Below are 17,315 nucleotides of genomic sequence, written 5' to 3' on the forward strand. Positions count from 1 at the left end.
AAAATGAATGCGGTTCGGTCGGGGGGTAGGGTCAGTCGTGCGAGTTTTCGCTGGCGTGCCAGCTGCCCAGGGCCAAGCGGGTGCCCCAGGCCATCAGCGCGAACAGCGCCACGCCGGTCAGCGATATCAGCAGCAGCGCGGCGAACATGCGCGGGATGTTGAGCTGAAATCCCGCCTGCAAAATCTGGTACGCCAGGCCCGCGCCCTGGCCGCCCGTGCCGGCCACGAACTCGGCCACCACGGCGCCGATCAGCGCCAGCCCGCTCGATATGCGCAGCCCGCCGAAGAAGTAGGGCAGCGCGCTCGGTATGCGCAGGCGCAGCAGGGTCTGCATGCGCGTGGCGCAGTTGAGCTTGAAATAGCTTTGCAGGTCCGGCTCCACGCTGCGCAGGCCCAGCGTGGTGTTGCTGATGATGGGGAACAGCGCCACCAGCGCGGCGCAGATCACCATCGACGCGGTCGGGTCCTTCACCCAGATGATGATGAGCGGCGCCACCGCCACGATGGGCGTGACCTGCAGCAGCACGGCGTACGGGAACAGCGCCGTCTCGATGCGCTTGCTCTGCACGAACAGAAACGAGATCAGCACCCCCGCCACCGTGGCCACGGCAAACGCCAGCACGGTGATCTTGACGGTGACCCACAGCGATCCGCCCAGGGCCGCCCAGTCGGTGAACAGCGTCTTGAGCATGAGCAGGGGCGAGGGCACCAGGTAGGGCGGCAGCTCCATGGCCGTGACCAGACCCTGCCACAGCGCGATGAGCACCAGACCCACGAGCAGCGGGTAGACCACGCGCTGCACGCGCGGTTGGGCCATGAGGGGAACGCGCGCTGCGACGGGCTTGGGCGCCTTGGCTCGGGCGGGTTGCGCGCTGCGCTCTGCCGGTGCGGGCGCTGCAGGTGCAGTAGGGTAAGGTGTGCTCATGCTGCGGTCTCCTCGGTGTCGGCGCTGGCGCGCAGCAGGCTGTCCTGCAGCTGCTTGGCATAGCGGCTGAATTCGGGCGAGACCATGAAGTCCGCCGTGCGCGGGTAGGGCGCGGCTATGCGGAACTCCTCCACCACGCGGCCGGGGCGCGCGGCCATCATCACCACGCGGCTCGACAGGAACACCGCCTCGTGGATCGAGTGCGTCACGAAGATCACCGTGAGCTTCTTCTTGCGCCACAGGTCCAAGAGGTCGGCGTCGAGCTTGTGGCGCGTGATCTCGTCGAGCGCGCCGAAGGGCTCGTCCATCAGCAGCAGGTCGGGCTGGGTTACCAGACCGCGCGCGATGGAGACGCGCATCTGCATGCCGCCCGAAAGCGCCCGCGGCAGCGCGTTGGCAAACTTCGACAGGCCCACCAGGGCCAGCGCCTCGGCCACGCGGGCATCGGCCTCCTGGCGCGGCACGCCGGCCAGGTCCAGCGGCAGGCGCACATTGGTCTGCACGCTGGCCCAGGGCATGAGCGTGGGCGACTGGAATACGAAGGCCATCTTCTTGCCGCTTTCGTCGAGCTGGGCCACGGGCTTGTGCCACAGCTGCAGCCGGCCGTCGGTGGGCTCCAGCAGGCCGGCCACCATCTTCAGCAAGGTGCTCTTGCCACAGCCCGAGGGGCCGAGCAGGGTGACGAACTCGCCTTCCTCGATGGTCAGGTCCACCGGCAGCAAGGCCTGCGTGCCGTTGGGGTAGGTCTTCTCGGCCGACAGCACCTGCACGGCGGGGGTGCTGCGCGGCGCGGGCGCCAGGGTGGGGGAATCAGCGGGGGCGGTGGGGGTCATGGTGCGCGCCTTTCGATGGATGCGCCCCGCCGCAAGCAGCGGGGCGCTGTTTCAGGGCAGTAGTGGCGATCCGAGGGTCAGGGCATGACCTTCAGGTCTTTGGTGAAGGAGGTCGTGTAGGTATCGGCCAGCTTCACCTTGGCCGGATCGATCAGCTTGGCCTCCACCAGGAAGTCGTAGCTCGCCTTGGCGCGCGCATCGGTCATCACGCCGATGCCCATGCTCGCCGCATCGCCACCCGTCACCATGCCCATCTCCTTGAGCTTGGCCACGCTGTAGGCCAGCTGCTCATCGGTCATGTTCGGGTTGTCCTTCTTGATCAGGGCATTGGCCGGGGCCGGGTCGGCCAGGTAGCTCTTCCAGCCTTCCATGGTGGCCTTCACGAAGGAGGCGACGGCGGTGCCGCGCTCCTTGACTGTCTTGTCCATGCAGCTCACCGTGGTGGCATAGGCGGGGTAGCCCTGGTCGCTGAACATCAGGGTGTTGGCCTTCACTCCGGCCTTGGCGATGGCGAAGGGCTCGGACGTCAGGTAGCCCTGCTGGGCAGTGTTCTTGTCGGCCACGAAGGGCTGGATGTTGAACGTGTAGGGTCGCGTCTGTGCATCGTTGAAGCCGTACTTGGCCTTCAGCCAGGGCCAGTAGCCGCGCTGGGCCGACGAGGCGATGAGGATGGTCTTGCCCTTGAGGTCCTCGAACTTCTTCACGTCGTCGTGCGCGATGAGTACCTGCGGGTCTTTCTGGAAGACGGCCGCCACCGTGGTCACGGGCACGCCGCCCTCGCGCATCTGGATCATCTGCAGGTCGCTCGATCCCATCACGCACTCGGCCTGGCCGGCCGCCATCATCTGCACGATGTTGACCTGCGGGCCCCCCATCTTGATGGTCACGTCCAGCCCGTACTTCTTGTACAGGCCCGTGGCCACCGCCTGGTAGAAGCCGCCATGCTCGGCCTGCGCATACCAGTTGGTCATGTAGGTGAACTTTTCCTGCGCGTGGGCCTGCATGGTGCCGGCGGCACCAACAGCGAGCAGTGCGGCTGCACCAAGTTTGGAAAGGCGGGAGGCGGTCTTCTTCATCATGGCAGTGCTCCGGTAGGTGGTGGAGGGGGAACAGGGACGAAAACGGGGGAGGGATGCGGCTGCGTTCGCAGGTTTCAAGCCAGGGCGGTGGAGTGCTCCACATGGCCCGTGTGGTTGGCGCGGCCCCAGGTGGCTTCGGCGCGCGGGGCCCAGCGCAGCTGGTGCAGCTCGGTGATGGCGGCGGCCCAGCTCACGGCCAGCGAATCGAGGATGGCGTGGCCCTGCTCGGCCGTGGCCGGCAGCGGGTCGCCGATGATGCCGCTGGGCCCGAAGTCGCGCGCGCTCCAGGCGCAGGCCGGGCGGCCGTCGGGCGACAGAAGGGGCGAGCCGAACACGGGCGGGTAGTTCACCACCGCGCGTTCCATGTGCACGGTATCGGGCGCCAGGGCCAGCATCAGCGCCGTCTCGGCATGGCCGGCGTGCATGGCCAGCTTCTTTTCCTGCTCCGACAAATACTTGCCCGCCACGTGCGGCACGCGCCAGGTGAAGCTGGGCACCACGATGAAGTCGCCATGGCGCAGGCGCAGCTCGCGCGCGCACATCTCCATCACCTGCGGCTGGCCGCCGTGGCCGTTGACGAACAGCAGCTTGCGAAAGCCCGCGCGGTAGACCGACTCGCCCACCTCGTTCATGGTGGCCAGCAGGGTCTCGCCGCTCAAGGTGACCGTGCCGGGGAAGTGCAGGTGCTCCTCCGACTTGCCGTAGGTGATGGGGGCCATGGCAAAGGCCGGCACCTCGGCCGGCAGGCGCGCCAGCGCATGGCCCACCACGCCCGCGCTGATCACCGTGTCCACCGCGCAGGGCAGGTGCGGGCCGTGCTGCTCGGTGGCGCCCGTGGGCAGCACGATCACGGTGTTCTCCTTGTCCGGCAGGTCGGCGATCTCGGTCCAGCTCAGGTAGGGCAGGTAGCGGTGGGGCGGGGTGTAGCCGTGCAGCATGGGCGGGTCTTTCGTGAAGGGGGATGGAGAGGTCAGCGCAAGGGGAGGTAGGCAGTCGCTTCGACCTCGATCAGGATGTCGGCAGTGGGCAGCATGCCGGTGACCTCCACCACGGTGGAGGCCGGCGGCTCACCCGGGAAGAACAGCTTGCGCACGCGGCTGTACTGGGGGAAGTGGTCCAGGTGCTTGAAGTACTGCACCAGCTTGAACACGTCGGACATCTGGCCGCCCGCGGCCTCGATGGTCTGGCGGATGCGGTCGAGCACATACCAGCTCTGCGCCAGGATGGGCCCCTCCTTGATGTCGCTGCTGAACTCGCCCGTGCGGCCGATCAGCGTGGCCGCCTCGTCGGGGATGTCGGCATAGCCGCGCACGATGCGGCTGGCCGCAGGGTCCACGGCAATGATTCCGGACAGGAACACCAGGTCGCCCGCGCGGCGCCAGGCGGCATAGCGGGCCAGGGGCTGGGCAATGCCCGAGGGGGTGGTGGAAGCGGTCGTCATGCAAGGCTCCGGTCAGGAATGGGGGAGGGGGCTGGGGTGGCGTTGGCCACATGCCACGCCGCGCTGGCATGGCCGCTGGTGACGCGGCCCTGGCGCAGCACCACGCGCTGCTGCGTGCGCGATGGAAAGCCCCAGCCATCGGCCTGCTGGAAGACGATCAGGTCGGCCGGCATGCCGGGCTGCAGCGGCAAGGCATCGGGCCCGCGGCGCAGCCAGTCGCTGCGGCACAGCGCTTCGGACCAGCGGTCGAACGGCGCGTCGAGCTGCGCCGCCAGCACGCCGGTGGCCAGGGCCTCCAGCGGGTCCAGGCTGCCCACGGGGCAGAACGGGTCCTGGATGTTGTCGCTGGCCACCAGCACCGGGATGCCGCGCGCATGCGCCTCCTTGATGAGGGTGATGCCCCGCTGGCGTGGCGTGCGGCCGGTCACGGCGTCCTGCAGCAGCAGGTTGGTGATGGGCAGGGTCACCAGGGTGATGGGGCAGCGCGCCACGGCATCCAGCGTGGCCAGGGCGGTGGCCTCGTCCTGTGCGGCCAGCGCGCAGGTGTGGCCGCAGACCACGTGGCCTTCGAAGCGCAGCTCCTGCAGCAGCGCCGCCGTGGTGGCCAGGCCCTGGGCGCCGGGGTGCAGTTCCTCGTCCACATGCAGATCCACGTCCAGGCCGTGGTGCTGCGCGGCCTCGAACAGGTGGCGCAGGGCCTGTGGGTCCCAGTTCGTGGAATGCACGAAGCCCCCCAGCAGCGCGCCCGGGCCGCTGTCGGCCACGGTGGCGGCCAGCCGCATGGCGGTGGTGCGTTCGGTGTACAGGTGCAGGGGGATCAGGGCCACGCGCTCCAGCAGCAGGCGGCCGGCCCATTCGTGCGCCAGGCTGCGCAGCACATTCCAGGCGAGCGGTTGCGCATCGGGCTCCCACCAATCGCAGTGGGTGCGCAGGTGCACGGTGCCGGCCTCGCAGGCCCATTGCAGGGCGCGGCTGGCGCGGGCGCGGATGTCGGCCTCGGTCCAGCCCTGGCGGTCCACCATCATGGCCTCGATGGCGCCCAGCAGGCCGGGCTTCACCGTGCCCATGCGTGGCAGGGTGAAGGCCTTGTCCAGGTGGGTGTGCGCATCCACCAGGCCGGGCAGCACCAGGGCGCCGGCCAGGTCCCAGGTGGCGCCCGTGGCCGGGGGCTGGGCAGGGTGGTGCGGCGTGATGGACTCGACGCGGCCCTGCACCAGGTGCACATCGGCCAGTGTGGGCTGGCTGCCCCGGGCGGGCCATTGGCGCGGCAGCAGCCAGCGCGGCAGCCGCGCGCGCAGCAGGTGGTCGGGGGCGTTGGATGCGTGCATGGACAAGATCCCCTCAGGCAAAGCGCGCCATGGCCTGGCCCACGCGCGCCTTGAAGGCGGCCAGCCGCGGCGGCGTAGCCACGTTCATGTGGTAGTAGGCGTGGTAGTCCACACGCGCCTTGCCGCCGGTCAGCAGGCGCATGTAGCGCGTGACGGACTTGCGTGGCGGATCGCCCATGAGCAGCGCCGTCCAGCGCGGGCGGCCATAGGTCACCACGGCCGAGATGCGCTTGATGTGCGTGAGCGAAGGCTTGACGTTGTGCGGGTCGCTGATGTCGAAGGCCACGCCGGGCATCAGCACCCGGTCGAAAAAGCCCTTGAGCATGGCCGGCATGCCGAAGCACCAGGTGGGAAAGCAGAACACCACCGCCTCGGCCCACAGCAGCCGGTCCACATAGCCCTGCACCGGCAGGCGGTTGCTCGGCACCTCGTGGTAGCCCAGGCGCTCCTCGCGGCTGAGCACGGGGTTGAAGCCCTCGGCATACAGGTCGCAGTCGTCCACCTCGTGGCCGGCCGCACGCAGGTTGCGCACCACCTCGTCGTGCAGGGCCGCGTTGTAGCTGGTCTCCACCGGGTGGCAATAGATCACGAGGATGCGCATGGCGGGGGCTCCTTCTTCAAAGGTCGAGCGTGAGCGTGGGCCCGTGGCTGCGCGCGCAGCACACGGCCACATGGGTGGCCTGCTCCTCAGGGCTCAGGCAGCTGTCGCGGTGGTCGGGCGCGCCGGCCAGCCAGCGCGTGGCGCAGGTGCCGCATACGCCCTGTTCGCACAGCGTGTCGATGGCGATGCCGGCGAGCTGCAGCACATCGGCCATGCTTTCGCCAGGCTGCACGGGCAGCCGCATCTGGCTGCGCGCAAGCACCAGTTCAAAAGTCTGTTCCGTGGCGGGCAGCGGCGCTGCCGTGGCTGGGGTTTGCATGTTTGACCACTTGATTTGATCGATTGGTCAAACTATTGCAAATGCTGTGCCAGCAGGCTTTCGGGCCGTGGCCTGCCTTGCCCTGGGTCAAGGCGCCGTACAGGGGCTCTGCCACGCCCGCAAGCGTGCAGGCCTGTTCACTCTGGTGCGAAATCGGGTGCCAGGCCGCAGCCCAGCAGCACGAAATTGGTGAGCTCGCGCACGATGGGTTCGCGGTCGATGGTCTCTTCGGGCGCCAGGCCCAGCATGATGTGCACCTGCACGCCGTAGTCGGCGTAGTGCTGCGTCATGCCCCAGATCTGCATCAGCAGCAGGCGCGCGTCCAGCGGGCGCATGCGGCCCTCGGCGATCCAGCGGTCGATCAGGTCCACCTTCTGCTGGGTGGACTTCACGGCCACGGGCCAGTACCGGCCCAGGTTGCGCCCGCCGCCCAGCACCTCGGTGGTGAAGATGCGCGACAGCCCCGGATTGTCCAGTGCGTAGTCGAGCTTCTTGCGCACATAGGTGCTCAGCACCTTCTTGGGGTCGTCGCTCTCGCTGTCGAACTGGAAGGCGCCCGACCAGCCGTTGAGCACCGAGTACAGCAGCTCCTCGTACAGCTCTTCCTTGCTGGCGATGTAGTAGTGCAGCTGCGGCTTGGTCAGGCCCGCGCGCTCGGCGATGGCCTTGGTGGATGCGCCCTTGAAGCCGTGGCGGCTGAACTCGGCAATCGCCGCCTCGCGGATCGCGCCCAGGATGCGCTCGCGCCCCTGCTTGGAGCGGCTGAGCAGTGCGCCGGAGACATTGCTGCTGCCATCGGCTTCGGGTTCGGTCATGAGCGGGGCTTTGGGCGGCATGGTGGGCGATTGTCGCTGGTTGCTCAGAGCTTCCAGAAGCCCACGTGCGAGGCACTCGCTTCCGCGATGAGGGCCGGCCCGATGCATTCGATGGCGTGCGGCGATGCGGCGAACACGTCGCGGCACGACAGTTCGGCATCGCGCTGCTCGGCGCGTTCGCCGCGGAACCCGCGCAGCCGCACCGCGTCGATGCCGAACACCACGCGGCCGATGCCCGACCAGAAGATGGCGCCCGCGCACATCACGCAGGGCTCTGCCGATGAGTACAGGGTGGCCTGTGCCAGTGCATCGCGGCCCACGCGCGGGCTGAGCTGGCGCACGGCATTGGTCTCGGCGTGGCCGGTGCAGTCGCCGGTCTCAGTGGTATTGCAGTAGGCCTCGGCCAGCAGCCTGCCATCGGCGCTGATCGCCACCGCGCCAAAGGGCCGGTTGCCGCGTGCACGGGCCTTGTCGGCCAGGACGATGGCCTGGCGCAGGTACCTGCCGTCGCGCTCGTCGATGGTGGCCTCCTGCGGCAGCAGTGCGGCGGGTGCTGCGCTGCCGTTCATGCCACCACCTTGCGGTCGGCCAGGGCCGGCAAAAAGGCCGGGTTGAACACGCGCTCGGGCGCGGGCTTGCGCGCCAGGTTGAACACGGCCGCCACCTCCTCGATCTGGTGCGCCAGTATGGCGCCCTGCACGCCGCCCAGGCCCACGGCCTGCGATTCGGCCGTCTGCAGGTATTGGCGCGTGATGGCCCAGCGCTCGCGCTCCACGTCCATGTTCAGAATGGCCTCGCGCGCCTTGATGGCGGCAAACGTGGCCTCGGGATTGGCCAGCGTCTCGCGCAGGGCGCGGTTGCTCGCGCGCAGGAATGCCTTGGCCACCTCGGGCTTCTCCTGCAGAAGCTTCCCGGCCAGCACGGCATTGCCATACAGGTTCAGGCCCGCCTTGTTGTATTCGAGCACCGACAGTTCCTTGGCCGGCACGCGCGCGAACAGCGACACGGCCGAGTCGTGGAAATAGGTGGCCGCATCCACATCGCCGCGCACCACCACGTTGTCGCGCGCGCTGAAGTCGGTGGTCACCCAGTCGAACAGCTCGGGCTTGGTCTTGAGTGCGCGGGCCACCATGGGCCAGCTGCGGCGCGTGGCTTCCACGGCGGCCGCCGCCACCTTCTTGCCCTTGAGCGACTGGAAATCGGTGGTGATGCCGCGGTCCTTGCGGCCGATGATGACGAAGGGCGCGCGGTTGTAGTACTGGTAGATGGCCTGCACCGGCGTGTCGGCGTTCTGCGCGTGGAACTCGGCCAGCGAACTGATGTCGCCCAGGCCGATGTCGTAGGCACCGCTGGCCACGCGTGTGATCGATGCCACGGAGCCTGCGCCCACGTCGATGGTCACGTCCAGGCCCTCGTCCTTGAAGTAGCCCTTGGCCTGCGCCAGGAAGAAGGGCGAGGTCTGGCTCGTCACCCGAAAGTCCAGCGTGAACTTGAGCGGGGTGAGTGATGCGCCCTGCGCACGCACCACGGCAGGGGCACCCAGCGTGGCGGCGATGGAAGGGGCGAGGGTGGTCAAGAGAAAGCGGCGGCGTTGCATCAACATGGTGGTGGCCCAGGTTCGGTGGAATGCCCTGTACCCACAGGCGTGTGCCGCCGCGGTACCGGGTCGAACTGAGCAATTTCCGGGCGCTACCACCCGCAAGGGATGGCAGCGCTGAACGCTTCTACTCGGCAGGAGCTGATGCAGAAAGCGTGCCCGGTGTCGCGAAAGCGCTGCGCCGTGCTGAGCGCCAGGCACGTTTTGCCCAGATCTTGCCTTGGCGCAAGCCGCTGCGGGGCCCCCTGTGCGCTGGAGCTGGCAAGCGCTGGGCACGCATTTGCGGTGCGCAGGCTTGGTGCGCCGCTGCCCTGGTTTGGTGAGTGTCCGGGCCTTGGGCCGCATGGCGCGGTGCGGCTTTCCTATGGAGTGCGCGACGGCATTGCTGGCCTGCCGTTTGCTAGCATCCGGGGTAAGAGTAGAAGCGTTCAGTCCAGCCCATCCGCATTGCGTGGACCGGCTGGCGGGTCATTGCTCTTGAAGCCGGTGGCGGCTTGCGTGCGGTGCGTGGTGCCTGTTGAAGGCCCGCGCAGCCTGCGGGCCGTTGCCATTGTCCCCTTCAAGAGCCACATGGCGCCGTGCCGCAACTTCACTCCTTGCTGCGGCCTGCCGTGTGCCTTGTTGCCATTGACGACTCAACGAGGAAATCACGCCATGCACAGCACTGCCGCAACCCCCACCACATCCCCCGTCTACGAACCGACCGTCGCCCCCGACGTGCTGGGCGAGCTCGAAAAAGAATCGCGCATGGGCGGCGCGATGGACGGCGAGACCTCCACGCGCGAAGTGCGCTGCATCGACATCTCCGACTTCGACAACCGCAAAGAGGAAATCGCCGAGCAGCTGTGGAGCGCGTCGGTCGACATCGGCTTCTTCCAGGTAACGAACCACGGCATCCCCGTCGAGGACATCCGCGCCGCCTTCGCGCGCGCCGAAGCCTTCTTCGACCAGCCCCAGGCCACCAAGGCCCAGTGGCCCCTGTCGCGCAACGCCGGCTGGGAGCACAAGGCGCAGATCCGCCCCTCCACGCGCACGCCGGACCAGAAGGAGTCCTACCAGGTCACGCGCCCACGCATGGCGGGCCTCTGGCCCACCGAGGCCGAACTGCCCGGCTTCCAGGCCGCCACGCTGGCATTCGAGCGCCAGTGCTGGGAAGTGGGCATGCGCCTGCTCTCGTGCTTTGCCTACAAGCTGGGCTTTGATGCGGACTTCTTCAACCGCGCCCACGACCCCGACCTGCCCACCTACCAGAGCACGCTGCGCATGCTGCACTACTTTGCGGTGGATCCGGCGCTCAAGGACGAGCTGGGCCTGTGGCGTGCCGGCGCCCACACCGATTTTGACTGCCTCACCCTGCTGTTCCAGCGCCCCGGCCAGGGCGGCCTGCAGGTGCTGCCCGGCAAGGAGGCCGAGGGCCGCCAGTGGACCAGCGTGGAGCCAGCCGAGGGCGTGATCACCTGCAATATCGGCGACATGCTCACGCGCTGGAGCGACGACCAACTGCCCAGCAACTTCCACCGGGTGCGCAACCCTCTGCCGCACGAGTACCAGGGCGCGCGCTACAGCCTGGCTTTCTTCTGCCAAGCCAATGAGGACGCGCTCATTGAAGGCCCGGCGAAGAAGTACCCGCCCATCACGGGCGCGGAGTACCTGCGCCAGCGCATCAGCGCGAATTTCTCGAATAGGTACTGACCACAACGCCGTGGGCTGTGTTGAATCGTCGCGGGGCCTCAAACGCGTCTCGGAAAATTTGATCCAAATACCTTGCTCCGCTTGCTGGATTGCCTCGTCTTGGACCAACGCCGTCAGCGTATGGAAATCACTTCCGCTTCGTATACATCAATCTGCGGAGCCTCCTCACACAAGCTTGCCATCGAGTGTGCGAAATCGCGCGAGGCTTCTACTCGGAAATGGGCCTGCAACGCGGCCAGGTCGCTCCAGCGCTCAATGAACACAAAGCGCAGCGGCTGCTGCACGTCGCGGCTCACCTCGTGGGACACGCATCCCGCCTCCATCCGGGAGCGCAGGACATGCTCCAGGGCCAGCCGCTCAACGGTGTCCTCCGTGTCCTTGCGTGCGATCACATGGCCGGTAACGATGATCATGGTGTGCCTTCCTGTCGTCGGTGGTTGAAATGATGATGCCGCGCTAGCGCGCGCTGGCGCCGCCGTCGATAGGGATGATGGCACCGGTCATGTAGCTCGAGGCGGGTGACGCCAGCAGCAACGCAAGCCCCTGGATCTCGTGCGGCTGGGCGATACGGCCAAGCGGGATGTAGGTGCGCATGCGTTCGGCGCTTTCCGGCAGGCGCAGGCGTCCTCCGTTGATGCCGGTGGCAAATGGGCCGGGGGCGATGGCGTTCACCAGGATGTTGAAGGGCGCCAGCTCGATGGCCGCCTGGCGCACGACGTTGTTCACCGCAGCCTTGGAGGCCACGTAGGCATATCCGGAGTGCGCCTCCGCCCGCAGCCCCGCGATGGACGAGGTCACGATGATTCGCCCCTGGCCCCGGGGCTTCATGTGGCGGGTGGCCGCGCGCAACGTGGCCAGCACGCCGCTCAGGTTCACCTGGAGCACCCGCTCCCAAGAAGCCGGGTCCACGTTCTCCAGGCGCCCAGGCTCCACCAGGAATCCGCGCCCGGCGCTCATGCCCGCGTTGGCGAACACGCAATCGATGGGCCCCTTTGCCGCCATCGCGTCGATGTTGCGGTCCACATCGGCGCCATCGCTCACGTCGATCACCCGCTGCTGCACCTTCGCGTGCGTCTTGCGCAGGCGGTGCACCTCGGCGTCCAATGCCTGGGCGTCGCTGTCGGACAGCACGACTTCCGCGCCCGCGTCCAGCAGGGCTTCTGCGATGGCCAGCCCGAGGCCACTGGCGGCACCGGTCACGAGCGCACGTTGGCCGGTCAGATCGAACAAGGAAGGCAACAAGGCCATGGCGGCTCTGCTGTGCATCAACGCTCCACCTGCAGGGGAATGAGGTGGTCCCAGCGCTCGGCAGCCTCGATCATGTAGTGCACGCTCAAGGTGACGCGTTGAAAGAACCACTGCCCATCCAGATGGATGTACTCGTCGTCAAAGCGGCCCACCACGTAGTAGCTCTTGCCGTCCCGCACGGGCCGACCGTCCAGGTAGCTGGACCCCGTGCCCCGGTCGCCCTGCACCTGCACGACATGGCTATGGATGAACTGCCGGGCCGATTGGACCGGAAACGCAGCGAAGAACGCACGGATGTTGTCCCGGCCCCGCACCTCAGGACGCCCGCCGTAGGCGACGTAGGCATCGGGGGCAAACAATTCGTAGAGGCGGTTCCCCGCATCCTCATTCACCATTTCGTGGTATCGGGCGCGCAGCGCGCGGATGGCTTCAATGCTCTCCATGCGTTCAACGCGTTCCGTGAGCGCTCGGACAAGGTCCTGCGAGGCTGAAAGGTCGGCTGGTGGGTGGACTGCGGTCACTGAAGACTCTCCTGGTGAATGTGGTGGAAATCGCCCATGATCTTTTGGCTGCGGTCCCTCACGGACGCACCCGTGTGGGCATGGGGAATGACGTAGAAGCGGCGCGCATGAATCGCCTCGACCGCGGCGCGCGCTACATCCTCGGCACTGATGGCAGAAGCGGCCATGCCAGCACGCACCGCCAGTCGTCGTCCGTGGCATTCCAGGCTGTCCCGAGCACCGCCACGCCGGCGTTGTTGAATAGCCAGTCCACACCGCCCCACCGGTTCCAGCTGGCCTCGGCCAGCCGCTCCACGTCCGTGGCGTCGGACACGTCGCAACACTGTGCCAGGCAGGCGGCGCCTGCCGTCTCCACCAGCACCTGCGTGTGCGCCAGGATCTCTGCCTCGATGTCGGCCGCCACCACCGCCATGCCTTCGCGGGCACAGGCCAGCGCGAGCGCGCGTTCGATACCGCTGCCCGCGCCGGTGACAACGGCTACCTGGGGCGTCGGCATCAGAGACTCGCTCCGGACTTGCGGATCACCTCGCCCCACTTGGCGGCCTCGGCGGCCACGAAGGGGGCAAACTGCTCGTGCGGCATGCCCATCTTGACGCTCGAAACCGCGTCCAGCGACGCCGTGACCTCGGGCGAGTTCAGTGCCTGGCCCACCGCATCGGACAAGCGCTTGACGATGGGCGCAGGCGTGTTGGCTGGTGCAAAGACACCGCCCCAGTTCATGGCCACCACGCTGGGGATTCCGGCCTCGGCCATGGTGGGCACATTGGCGAGCACGGCCAGGCGGCTGGTGCTGGTGACGGCCAGCGCGGCAATTTTCCCGTCCCGGATCTGCGCGCGGGAGGTCTGCACGTAGTCGAACATCACATCGAGGTTGCCGGCGATCAGATCGACCATGGCCGCCGTGCTCGACTTGTAGGGGATATGGTTGAAGCGCGCGCCGGTCTGGGTTTGCAATAGTTCCAGGCAAAGGTGCGCTGACGTACCGTTGCCACCAGACCCAAAGTTGGGTTTTCCTGGTTTCTGCTTGCCGAACGCGATCACATCGGCCATGGTGCTGAACTTCAGGCCTGGATGGGATACCAGAACGTTGGCGTTCCCCGTCAGACCGTGGATGGCCACGAAGTCCTTGACCGGGTCGTAGCGGATGTTCTTGAAGAGGGCGGTGTTGGTGCCCTGCGTGCCCTGCGTTCCGATCAGGAGGGTGTACCCGTCGGGCGCCGCACGGGCCACGAATTCGGCGCCGATGGACCCGCTCACACCGACCCGGTTGTCGATGACCATGGGCTGGCCCAGGTTGTCGCTCAGCGCCCGTGCGATCAAACGGGCCTGGACATCGACCACGCTTCCCGCGGAGAAGGGCACGACCAGTGTGATGGGGCGCTGCGGGTAAGCGTTCTGTGCAAATGCCGAGGGCGAGAGTGCCAAAGCACCCATGGATGCCGAGAAGTGGCGGCGGTTCATCATGGTCTTGTCTCCTTGTTGTGTGTTCGGCAGTGCCGCGTGTGAATGCAGCACCTCTCACCACATGATCGGAACCGAAGTGGCTTGCTGGAGCGTTTCGCCCTGCTTCAAACCATCGCGAACCCGCCGGATGCACCGATGGTCTGCCCCGTGATGAACAGCGCGCGGTCTGACGCCAGGAACGCGACGATGCCGGACACATCCGTTGGGCGGGAGAGGCGCCCCACGCCCTTGGAGATGGGGTATGCGTTGAGCATCTTGCCCAGCAGCTCGTTGTTTTCCACCGTGGCGTGGATGTTCAGCGGGCCGTCCTTGATGCCCTCGTGGGACACGGCGCCAAGGGCCACCGAGTTGACCGTGACGGCGTGGCGGCCGTGCTCCCTCGCGAGAGCCTTGGCGAACCCGGCAATCGCCGCCTTGGCGCCCGAGTAAACGGCCATGTTGGCCTCGCCGATGCGGCCTGCTTCCGAGATGATGTTGATGATGCGGCCCGTCTTGCGCCCGACCATGCCGGGCAGCACGGCGCGGCAGCAGTGCATGGTGCCGTAGACGTTGAGGTTCACGATCTTGGCCCAGTCCACCACGGGTGTATCCACGAAGGCGGGTGTGCGGCCACCTTTCTCGCGGCGCTCGGGAATGATCCCCGCGTTGTTCACCAGCACGGTGACGGGCGCGCCGAAGTGCTGGGCAGCACCTGCCACCATGGCATCGACCTCCTCCAGTTGGGTGATGTCCGCAGGCGCTGCATAGGCCTTTCCGCCAGCGGCGTTGATTTCATCAACCACCGCTTGGGCACGCTCGGCAAAAAGGTCGTTCACCACCACGCGCGCCCCTTCGGCTGCGAGTTCGATGCAAATTTGCCTGCCCACGCCTTGTCCGCCGCCAGTGACGAGAGCGACCTGTCCGTTCAATCCGAGTTCCATGGGATTCCTTTCGTGCGTGTTGTCTGAATGAAGTCACCAGTGCGGTATTGCACTAGCCGGTATTGCACTAGCGTCCTTTGAATTGGGGTTCGCGTTTCTCGACGAAGGCGCGCATGCCCTCGATGCGGTCTTCGCTGTCCACGATCATTGCGGCCGCGTAGCGTTCGTACTCCAGGCCCGAGTCCAGGTCGGTCTGCATGCCGCGGTTGATGGCGCGCTTGGCGAAACGGACTGCCAGCGGGGGGTGTTGCGCTATGCGCTGGGTCAGTTCCAGCGCAGCCGTCATCAGCTCGGCCTGCGGCACCACACGGCTGACCAGGCCGTAGCGCAGCGCCGTCTCTGCATCCACCAGGTCGGCCGTCAGGATCAGTTCCTTGGCCCGGGCTTCACCCACCAGCCGTGGCAGCCGCTGCGTGCCACCGGCCGCCGGGATGACTCCCAGCTTGATTTCTGGCAAGCCGAAGCGCGCGTGGGAGGCCGCGATGCGCAGGTCACAACACAGCGCAATCTCCAGCCCGCCGCCCAGGGCCACGCCGTTGATGGCAGCGATGACGGGCTTCTCGAACTCTTCGATGTTGCGAAACAGTTCGTGGGTCGCCTTCTGGCGCACGAAGTACTCCGTGCCGCGCACCACGTCGGTGGCGCGCTCCTTGATGTCGGCGCCCGCGCAGAACGCCTTGTCGCCGCTGCCGGTGATCAGAACCGCGCGCACTTGGTCGTCGTTGCGGGCCAGTTCGAAGAAGGCGCGGGCGAGGTCGGGCTTCATCGTGCTGCCCAGCGTGTTCATGCGCTCGGGCCGGTTGAGGGTGATCACGGCCACGCGGTCGCGCACCTCATAGAGCAATGTGCCCAGGTCCTGGATGTCAGGGGTAGTCATTGGATTGCTTTCCACAAAGAAGTGTGCGGCGCCGTCAGGCCGATGCCGACAGCACGTGGGCGACGGAGACCGAGCCGAGCCCGATCATGTGGGCCATGCCCCAGCGCGCGTTGGGGTGCTGGCGACCCTCCGCCTCGCCCCGCAGCTGACGCGTGATTTCTGCCAACTGGCCGATGCCCGTGGGCCCGAGTGGGTGGCCCATGCCGATCAGGCCGCCCGATGCATTGATGGCGCAGCGGCCACCGATGTGCGAATCGCCACGCGCCAGATAGCGGGCGCCCTCGCCTGGGTCGCACACACCGATGGCTTCGCTGTACAGCAGCTCTTCCACGGAGAAGGCGTCGTGCAGCTCCAGCAGGTCGAGCTCCTTGGGTGCAATGCCTGCTTGGTCAAACGCGGCCTGCGCGCTGGTGCGGACCAGCTCCACGGCGCTGTCGCCGTATTGCATCTCGGGGCGCTCGCTGCCTGCCACGGAAGCCTTCACGCGCACGCAGCGCCGCGCATCCAGTCCCAGCTTTCGGATGGCGTTGCCAGAAACCAGCATCACCGCCGCGGCCCCTTCGCCGCGTGGACAGCATTGCTGCACCGTGAGGTCGCCCACCACGCGCGGCGATGCGAGCACCTGCTCCAGCGTCCGGGGCTTGCGAAACTGAGCAAACGGATTGCGCGCTGCGTTGCCGTGGTTCTTCACCGCCACGCCGGCCATCTCCTCCACGGAGGCGCCGCGCTCGCGCAGGTAGGTGCGCGCCATCATCGCGAACTTCACCGCCGGAATGGTGGCGGTCTCGCTGAGCCTTTCCAGTCCGTCCTTGTTGGCAGCGCGGCGCCCGTCACCGTGCTTGTCCACGCCCACCGCCAGCACCACATCGCTCATGCCGCTAGCCACCTCCATGCATGCCTGCCGGAAAGCGAACGATCCAGAGGCCGACGCGTTTTCCACCTGCGTCACCGCCAGACCCGTGGATCCCAGGTGGCGCAGCATCACGCGGCCGGCGGCCATGCCAATCGAGGTTGTGCCCACGTAGGCACTCTGCACACGGGCCCAGGAAACACCCGAGTCCTCGAGTGCGGCACGCACAGCCCTGAGGCCCAGCTCGGTGTAAGGTGTCTCGGTGGGGAACTGATAGGGGTGCAGACCGACACCGGCGATGAACACACCGCCATGGGCATCCAGCCAGTTGCCTGCAGTGGATTGATTGGTATTGCTCACTGCGCGGCTCCTTCATTCGCGGGTACAAAGCGGCAGGCGTAAACACCTTCTTCCCGCTTCACCTCGGCAACGGCACGAACCGCCATGCCGTGCTTCAGCGCCGTCTCGTCCCCAACGGCCATCACACCTTCTTCGACGATGCCGGGCGCGATGCGGATGTCTCCAGCAATGCTGGGCGCCGCCATGCCAGGCAACAGCGGCACGTGCAGGGTCACGAACTCCAGCAACTCTCCTCCCCCCGGGCGCGTGACGCGTTGCGCTCCGCTCAGCGGGTCTCCGCAGTGCATGCATCCCGGTGCGTTGGCAGGAAAACTCATCCCACCGCAGGCGCCGCACTGCGCAAAGAAGAAGTTGAGCGAGTGGCCGTCATCAGCCAGCTCATACAGAGTCGGCTGCAACGGCTTCAAGGAGGTCTTTGAATCGGTCATAGAAAGAAGGGGGTGAA

General features: G+C 67.1%; 21 protein-coding genes. 1 reads left to right on the forward strand and 20 read right to left on the reverse strand.

Annotation, left to right across the window (positions count from 1 at the left end):
• Positions 1-31 precede the first annotated feature (31 nt).
• The 11 genes from AC3RCE_RS04955 to AC3RCE_RS05005 all read right to left on the reverse strand — a co-directional run bounded on the left by AC3RCE_RS04955 (position 32) and on the right by AC3RCE_RS05005 (position 8,938).
• Entirely contained in the window at positions 32-925 is an 894-nt protein-coding gene (locus AC3RCE_RS04955) for an ABC transporter permease (protein ID WP_492254649.1), read from the reverse strand.
• Positions 922-1,758, reverse strand: a complete 837-nt coding sequence (locus tag AC3RCE_RS04960; protein ID WP_492254650.1) for an ABC transporter ATP-binding protein — start codon at positions 1,756-1,758, stop codon at positions 922-924. Before AC3RCE_RS04960 ends, AC3RCE_RS04955 begins: the two co-directional genes overlap by 4 nt.
• A 77-nt stretch (positions 1,759-1,835) precedes the next feature.
• Positions 1,836-2,834, reverse strand: coding sequence for an ABC transporter substrate-binding protein (locus AC3RCE_RS04965; protein ID WP_492255357.1), 999 nt, complete (start codon positions 2,832-2,834; stop codon positions 1,836-1,838).
• Positions 2,835-2,911: 77 nt separating this feature from the next.
• On the reverse strand, positions 2,912-3,775 hold the full coding sequence (locus AC3RCE_RS04970; RefSeq protein ID WP_492254651.1) for a creatininase family protein: 864 nt from the start codon (positions 3,773-3,775) through the stop codon (positions 2,912-2,914).
• A 32-nt stretch (positions 3,776-3,807) separates the two neighbouring features.
• Positions 3,808-4,278: a RidA family protein gene (locus AC3RCE_RS04975; RefSeq protein ID WP_057228706.1), complete on the reverse strand. Its 471-nt coding sequence runs from the start codon at positions 4,276-4,278 to the stop codon at positions 3,808-3,810.
• Positions 4,275-5,606 (reverse strand): amidohydrolase family protein, encoded by a 1,332-nt coding sequence (locus AC3RCE_RS04980; protein ID WP_492254652.1) that lies wholly within the window; start codon positions 5,604-5,606, stop codon positions 4,275-4,277. Before AC3RCE_RS04980 ends, AC3RCE_RS04975 begins: the two co-directional genes overlap by 4 nt.
• A gap of 13 nt (positions 5,607-5,619) precedes the next feature.
• Positions 5,620-6,207 carry an NAD(P)H-dependent oxidoreductase gene (locus tag AC3RCE_RS04985; RefSeq protein WP_492254653.1) on the reverse strand — a complete coding sequence of 196 codons (588 nt, stop codon included), beginning with the start codon at positions 6,205-6,207 and terminating at the stop codon, positions 5,620-5,622.
• A 16-nt stretch (positions 6,208-6,223) separates the two neighbouring features.
• Positions 6,224-6,526: a 2Fe-2S iron-sulfur cluster-binding protein gene (locus tag AC3RCE_RS04990; protein WP_492254654.1), complete on the reverse strand. Its 303-nt coding sequence runs from the start codon at positions 6,524-6,526 to the stop codon at positions 6,224-6,226.
• A gap of 137 nt (positions 6,527-6,663) precedes the next feature.
• Entirely contained in the window at positions 6,664-7,341 is a 678-nt protein-coding gene (locus AC3RCE_RS04995) for a TetR family transcriptional regulator C-terminal domain-containing protein (RefSeq protein WP_218340394.1), read from the reverse strand.
• Between the two features lie 44 nt (positions 7,342-7,385).
• A complete protein-coding gene (locus AC3RCE_RS05000) occupies positions 7,386-7,910 on the reverse strand; it encodes a nucleoside deaminase (protein WP_218293358.1) in 525 nt (174 codons plus the stop codon).
• Positions 7,907-8,938: an ABC transporter substrate-binding protein gene (locus AC3RCE_RS05005; protein WP_369643858.1), complete on the reverse strand. Its 1,032-nt coding sequence runs from the start codon at positions 8,936-8,938 to the stop codon at positions 7,907-7,909. The genes AC3RCE_RS05000 and AC3RCE_RS05005 overlap by 4 nt, the downstream gene beginning before the upstream one ends.
• A 747-nt stretch (positions 8,939-9,685) precedes the next feature.
• Here AC3RCE_RS05005 and AC3RCE_RS05010 point away from each other — a divergent pair.
• Positions 9,686-10,630 (forward strand): isopenicillin N synthase family dioxygenase, encoded by a 945-nt coding sequence (locus AC3RCE_RS05010; RefSeq protein ID WP_492255358.1) that lies wholly within the window; start codon positions 9,686-9,688, stop codon positions 10,628-10,630.
• A 113-nt stretch (positions 10,631-10,743) separates the two neighbouring features.
• Here AC3RCE_RS05010 and AC3RCE_RS05015 read toward each other — a convergent pair whose 3' ends face one another.
• The 9 genes from AC3RCE_RS05015 to AC3RCE_RS05055 form a co-directional block, all read right to left on the reverse strand.
• Entirely contained in the window at positions 10,744-11,043 is a 300-nt protein-coding gene (locus tag AC3RCE_RS05015; RefSeq protein WP_218340392.1) for a putative quinol monooxygenase, read from the reverse strand.
• A gap of 43 nt (positions 11,044-11,086) precedes the next feature.
• Positions 11,087-11,878, reverse strand: a complete 792-nt coding sequence (locus AC3RCE_RS05020) for an SDR family NAD(P)-dependent oxidoreductase (protein WP_492254655.1) — start codon at positions 11,876-11,878, stop codon at positions 11,087-11,089.
• A 17-nt stretch (positions 11,879-11,895) separates the two neighbouring features.
• Positions 11,896-12,399 (reverse strand): nuclear transport factor 2 family protein, encoded by a 504-nt coding sequence (locus AC3RCE_RS05025; RefSeq protein WP_369641589.1) that lies wholly within the window; start codon positions 12,397-12,399, stop codon positions 11,896-11,898.
• Positions 12,400-12,532: 133 nt separating this feature from the next.
• Entirely contained in the window at positions 12,533-12,895 is a 363-nt protein-coding gene (locus tag AC3RCE_RS05030; RefSeq protein WP_492244392.1) for an SDR family NAD(P)-dependent oxidoreductase, read from the reverse strand.
• The gene (locus AC3RCE_RS05035; protein ID WP_492254656.1) at positions 12,895-13,863 is read right to left on the reverse strand and encodes a Bug family tripartite tricarboxylate transporter substrate binding protein; all 969 of its coding nucleotides are present in this window, start codon (positions 13,861-13,863) and stop codon (positions 12,895-12,897) included. The genes AC3RCE_RS05030 and AC3RCE_RS05035 overlap by 1 nt, the downstream gene beginning before the upstream one ends.
• 104 nt (positions 13,864-13,967) lie before the next feature.
• Positions 13,968-14,783 (reverse strand): SDR family NAD(P)-dependent oxidoreductase, encoded by an 816-nt coding sequence (locus AC3RCE_RS05040; protein WP_492254657.1) that lies wholly within the window; start codon positions 14,781-14,783, stop codon positions 13,968-13,970.
• Positions 14,784-14,850: 67 nt separating this feature from the next.
• On the reverse strand, positions 14,851-15,660 hold the full coding sequence (locus tag AC3RCE_RS05045) for an enoyl-CoA hydratase/isomerase family protein (protein WP_369641592.1): 810 nt from the start codon (positions 15,658-15,660) through the stop codon (positions 14,851-14,853).
• A 34-nt stretch (positions 15,661-15,694) separates the two neighbouring features.
• Complete coding sequence (locus AC3RCE_RS05050) at positions 15,695-16,870, reverse strand: thiolase family protein (RefSeq protein WP_492254658.1); 1,176 nt, start codon at positions 16,868-16,870, stop codon at positions 15,695-15,697.
• A complete protein-coding gene (locus AC3RCE_RS05055) occupies positions 16,867-17,298 on the reverse strand; it encodes a PhlB family protein (RefSeq protein WP_492254659.1) in 432 nt (143 codons plus the stop codon). The genes AC3RCE_RS05050 and AC3RCE_RS05055 overlap by 4 nt, the downstream gene beginning before the upstream one ends.
• Positions 17,299-17,315: the final 17 nt, after the last annotated feature.

It is taken from the genome of Acidovorax sp. GW823-FHT05D11, from assembly GCF_058795695.1.

What these genes read in the sequence shown, in the direction of transcription:
- AC3RCE_RS04985 (WP_492254653.1), bottom strand. Translation starts at nt 6,207, where the DNA reads ATGCGCATCCTCGTGATCTATTGCCACCCGGTGGAGACCAGCTACAAC.
- AC3RCE_RS05035 (WP_492254656.1), bottom strand. Translation starts at nt 13,863, where the DNA reads ATGATGAACCGCCGCCACTTCTCGGCATCCATGGGTGCTTTGGCACTC.
- AC3RCE_RS05005 (WP_369643858.1), bottom strand. Translation starts at nt 8,938, where the DNA reads ATGCAACGCCGCCGCTTTCTCTTGACCACCCTCGCCCCTTCCATCGCC.
- AC3RCE_RS05015 (WP_218340392.1), bottom strand. Translation starts at nt 11,043, where the DNA reads ATGATCATCGTTACCGGCCATGTGATCGCACGCAAGGACACGGAGGAC.
- AC3RCE_RS05045 (WP_369641592.1), bottom strand. Translation starts at nt 15,660, where the DNA reads ATGACTACCCCTGACATCCAGGACCTGGGCACATTGCTCTATGAGGTG.
- AC3RCE_RS04980 (WP_492254652.1), bottom strand. Translation starts at nt 5,606, where the DNA reads ATGCACGCATCCAACGCCCCCGACCACCTGCTGCGCGCGCGGCTGCCG.
- AC3RCE_RS04965 (WP_492255357.1), bottom strand. Translation starts at nt 2,834, where the DNA reads ATGAAGAAGACCGCCTCCCGCCTTTCCAAACTTGGTGCAGCCGCACTG.
- AC3RCE_RS05010 (WP_492255358.1), top strand. Translation starts at nt 9,686, where the DNA reads ATGGGCGGCGCGATGGACGGCGAGACCTCCACGCGCGAAGTGCGCTGC.
- AC3RCE_RS04975 (WP_057228706.1), bottom strand. Translation starts at nt 4,278, where the DNA reads ATGACGACCGCTTCCACCACCCCCTCGGGCATTGCCCAGCCCCTGGCC.
- AC3RCE_RS04990 (WP_492254654.1), bottom strand. Translation starts at nt 6,526, where the DNA reads ATGCAAACCCCAGCCACGGCAGCGCCGCTGCCCGCCACGGAACAGACT.
- AC3RCE_RS04955 (WP_492254649.1), bottom strand. Translation starts at nt 925, where the DNA reads ATGAGCACACCTTACCCTACTGCACCTGCAGCGCCCGCACCGGCAGAG.
- AC3RCE_RS05030 (WP_492244392.1), bottom strand. Translation starts at nt 12,895, where the DNA reads ATGCCGACGCCCCAGGTAGCCGTTGTCACCGGCGCGGGCAGCGGTATC.
- AC3RCE_RS05020 (WP_492254655.1), bottom strand. Translation starts at nt 11,878, where the DNA reads ATGGCCTTGTTGCCTTCCTTGTTCGATCTGACCGGCCAACGTGCGCTC.
- AC3RCE_RS04995 (WP_218340394.1), bottom strand. Translation starts at nt 7,341, where the DNA reads ATGACCGAACCCGAAGCCGATGGCAGCAGCAATGTCTCCGGCGCACTG.
- AC3RCE_RS04970 (WP_492254651.1), bottom strand. Translation starts at nt 3,775, where the DNA reads ATGCTGCACGGCTACACCCCGCCCCACCGCTACCTGCCCTACCTGAGC.
- AC3RCE_RS04960 (WP_492254650.1), bottom strand. Translation starts at nt 1,758, where the DNA reads ATGACCCCCACCGCCCCCGCTGATTCCCCCACCCTGGCGCCCGCGCCG.
- AC3RCE_RS05055 (WP_492254659.1), bottom strand. Translation starts at nt 17,298, where the DNA reads ATGACCGATTCAAAGACCTCCTTGAAGCCGTTGCAGCCGACTCTGTAT.
- AC3RCE_RS05040 (WP_492254657.1), bottom strand. Translation starts at nt 14,783, where the DNA reads ATGGAACTCGGATTGAACGGACAGGTCGCTCTCGTCACTGGCGGCGGA.
- AC3RCE_RS05000 (WP_218293358.1), bottom strand. Translation starts at nt 7,910, where the DNA reads ATGAACGGCAGCGCAGCACCCGCCGCACTGCTGCCGCAGGAGGCCACC.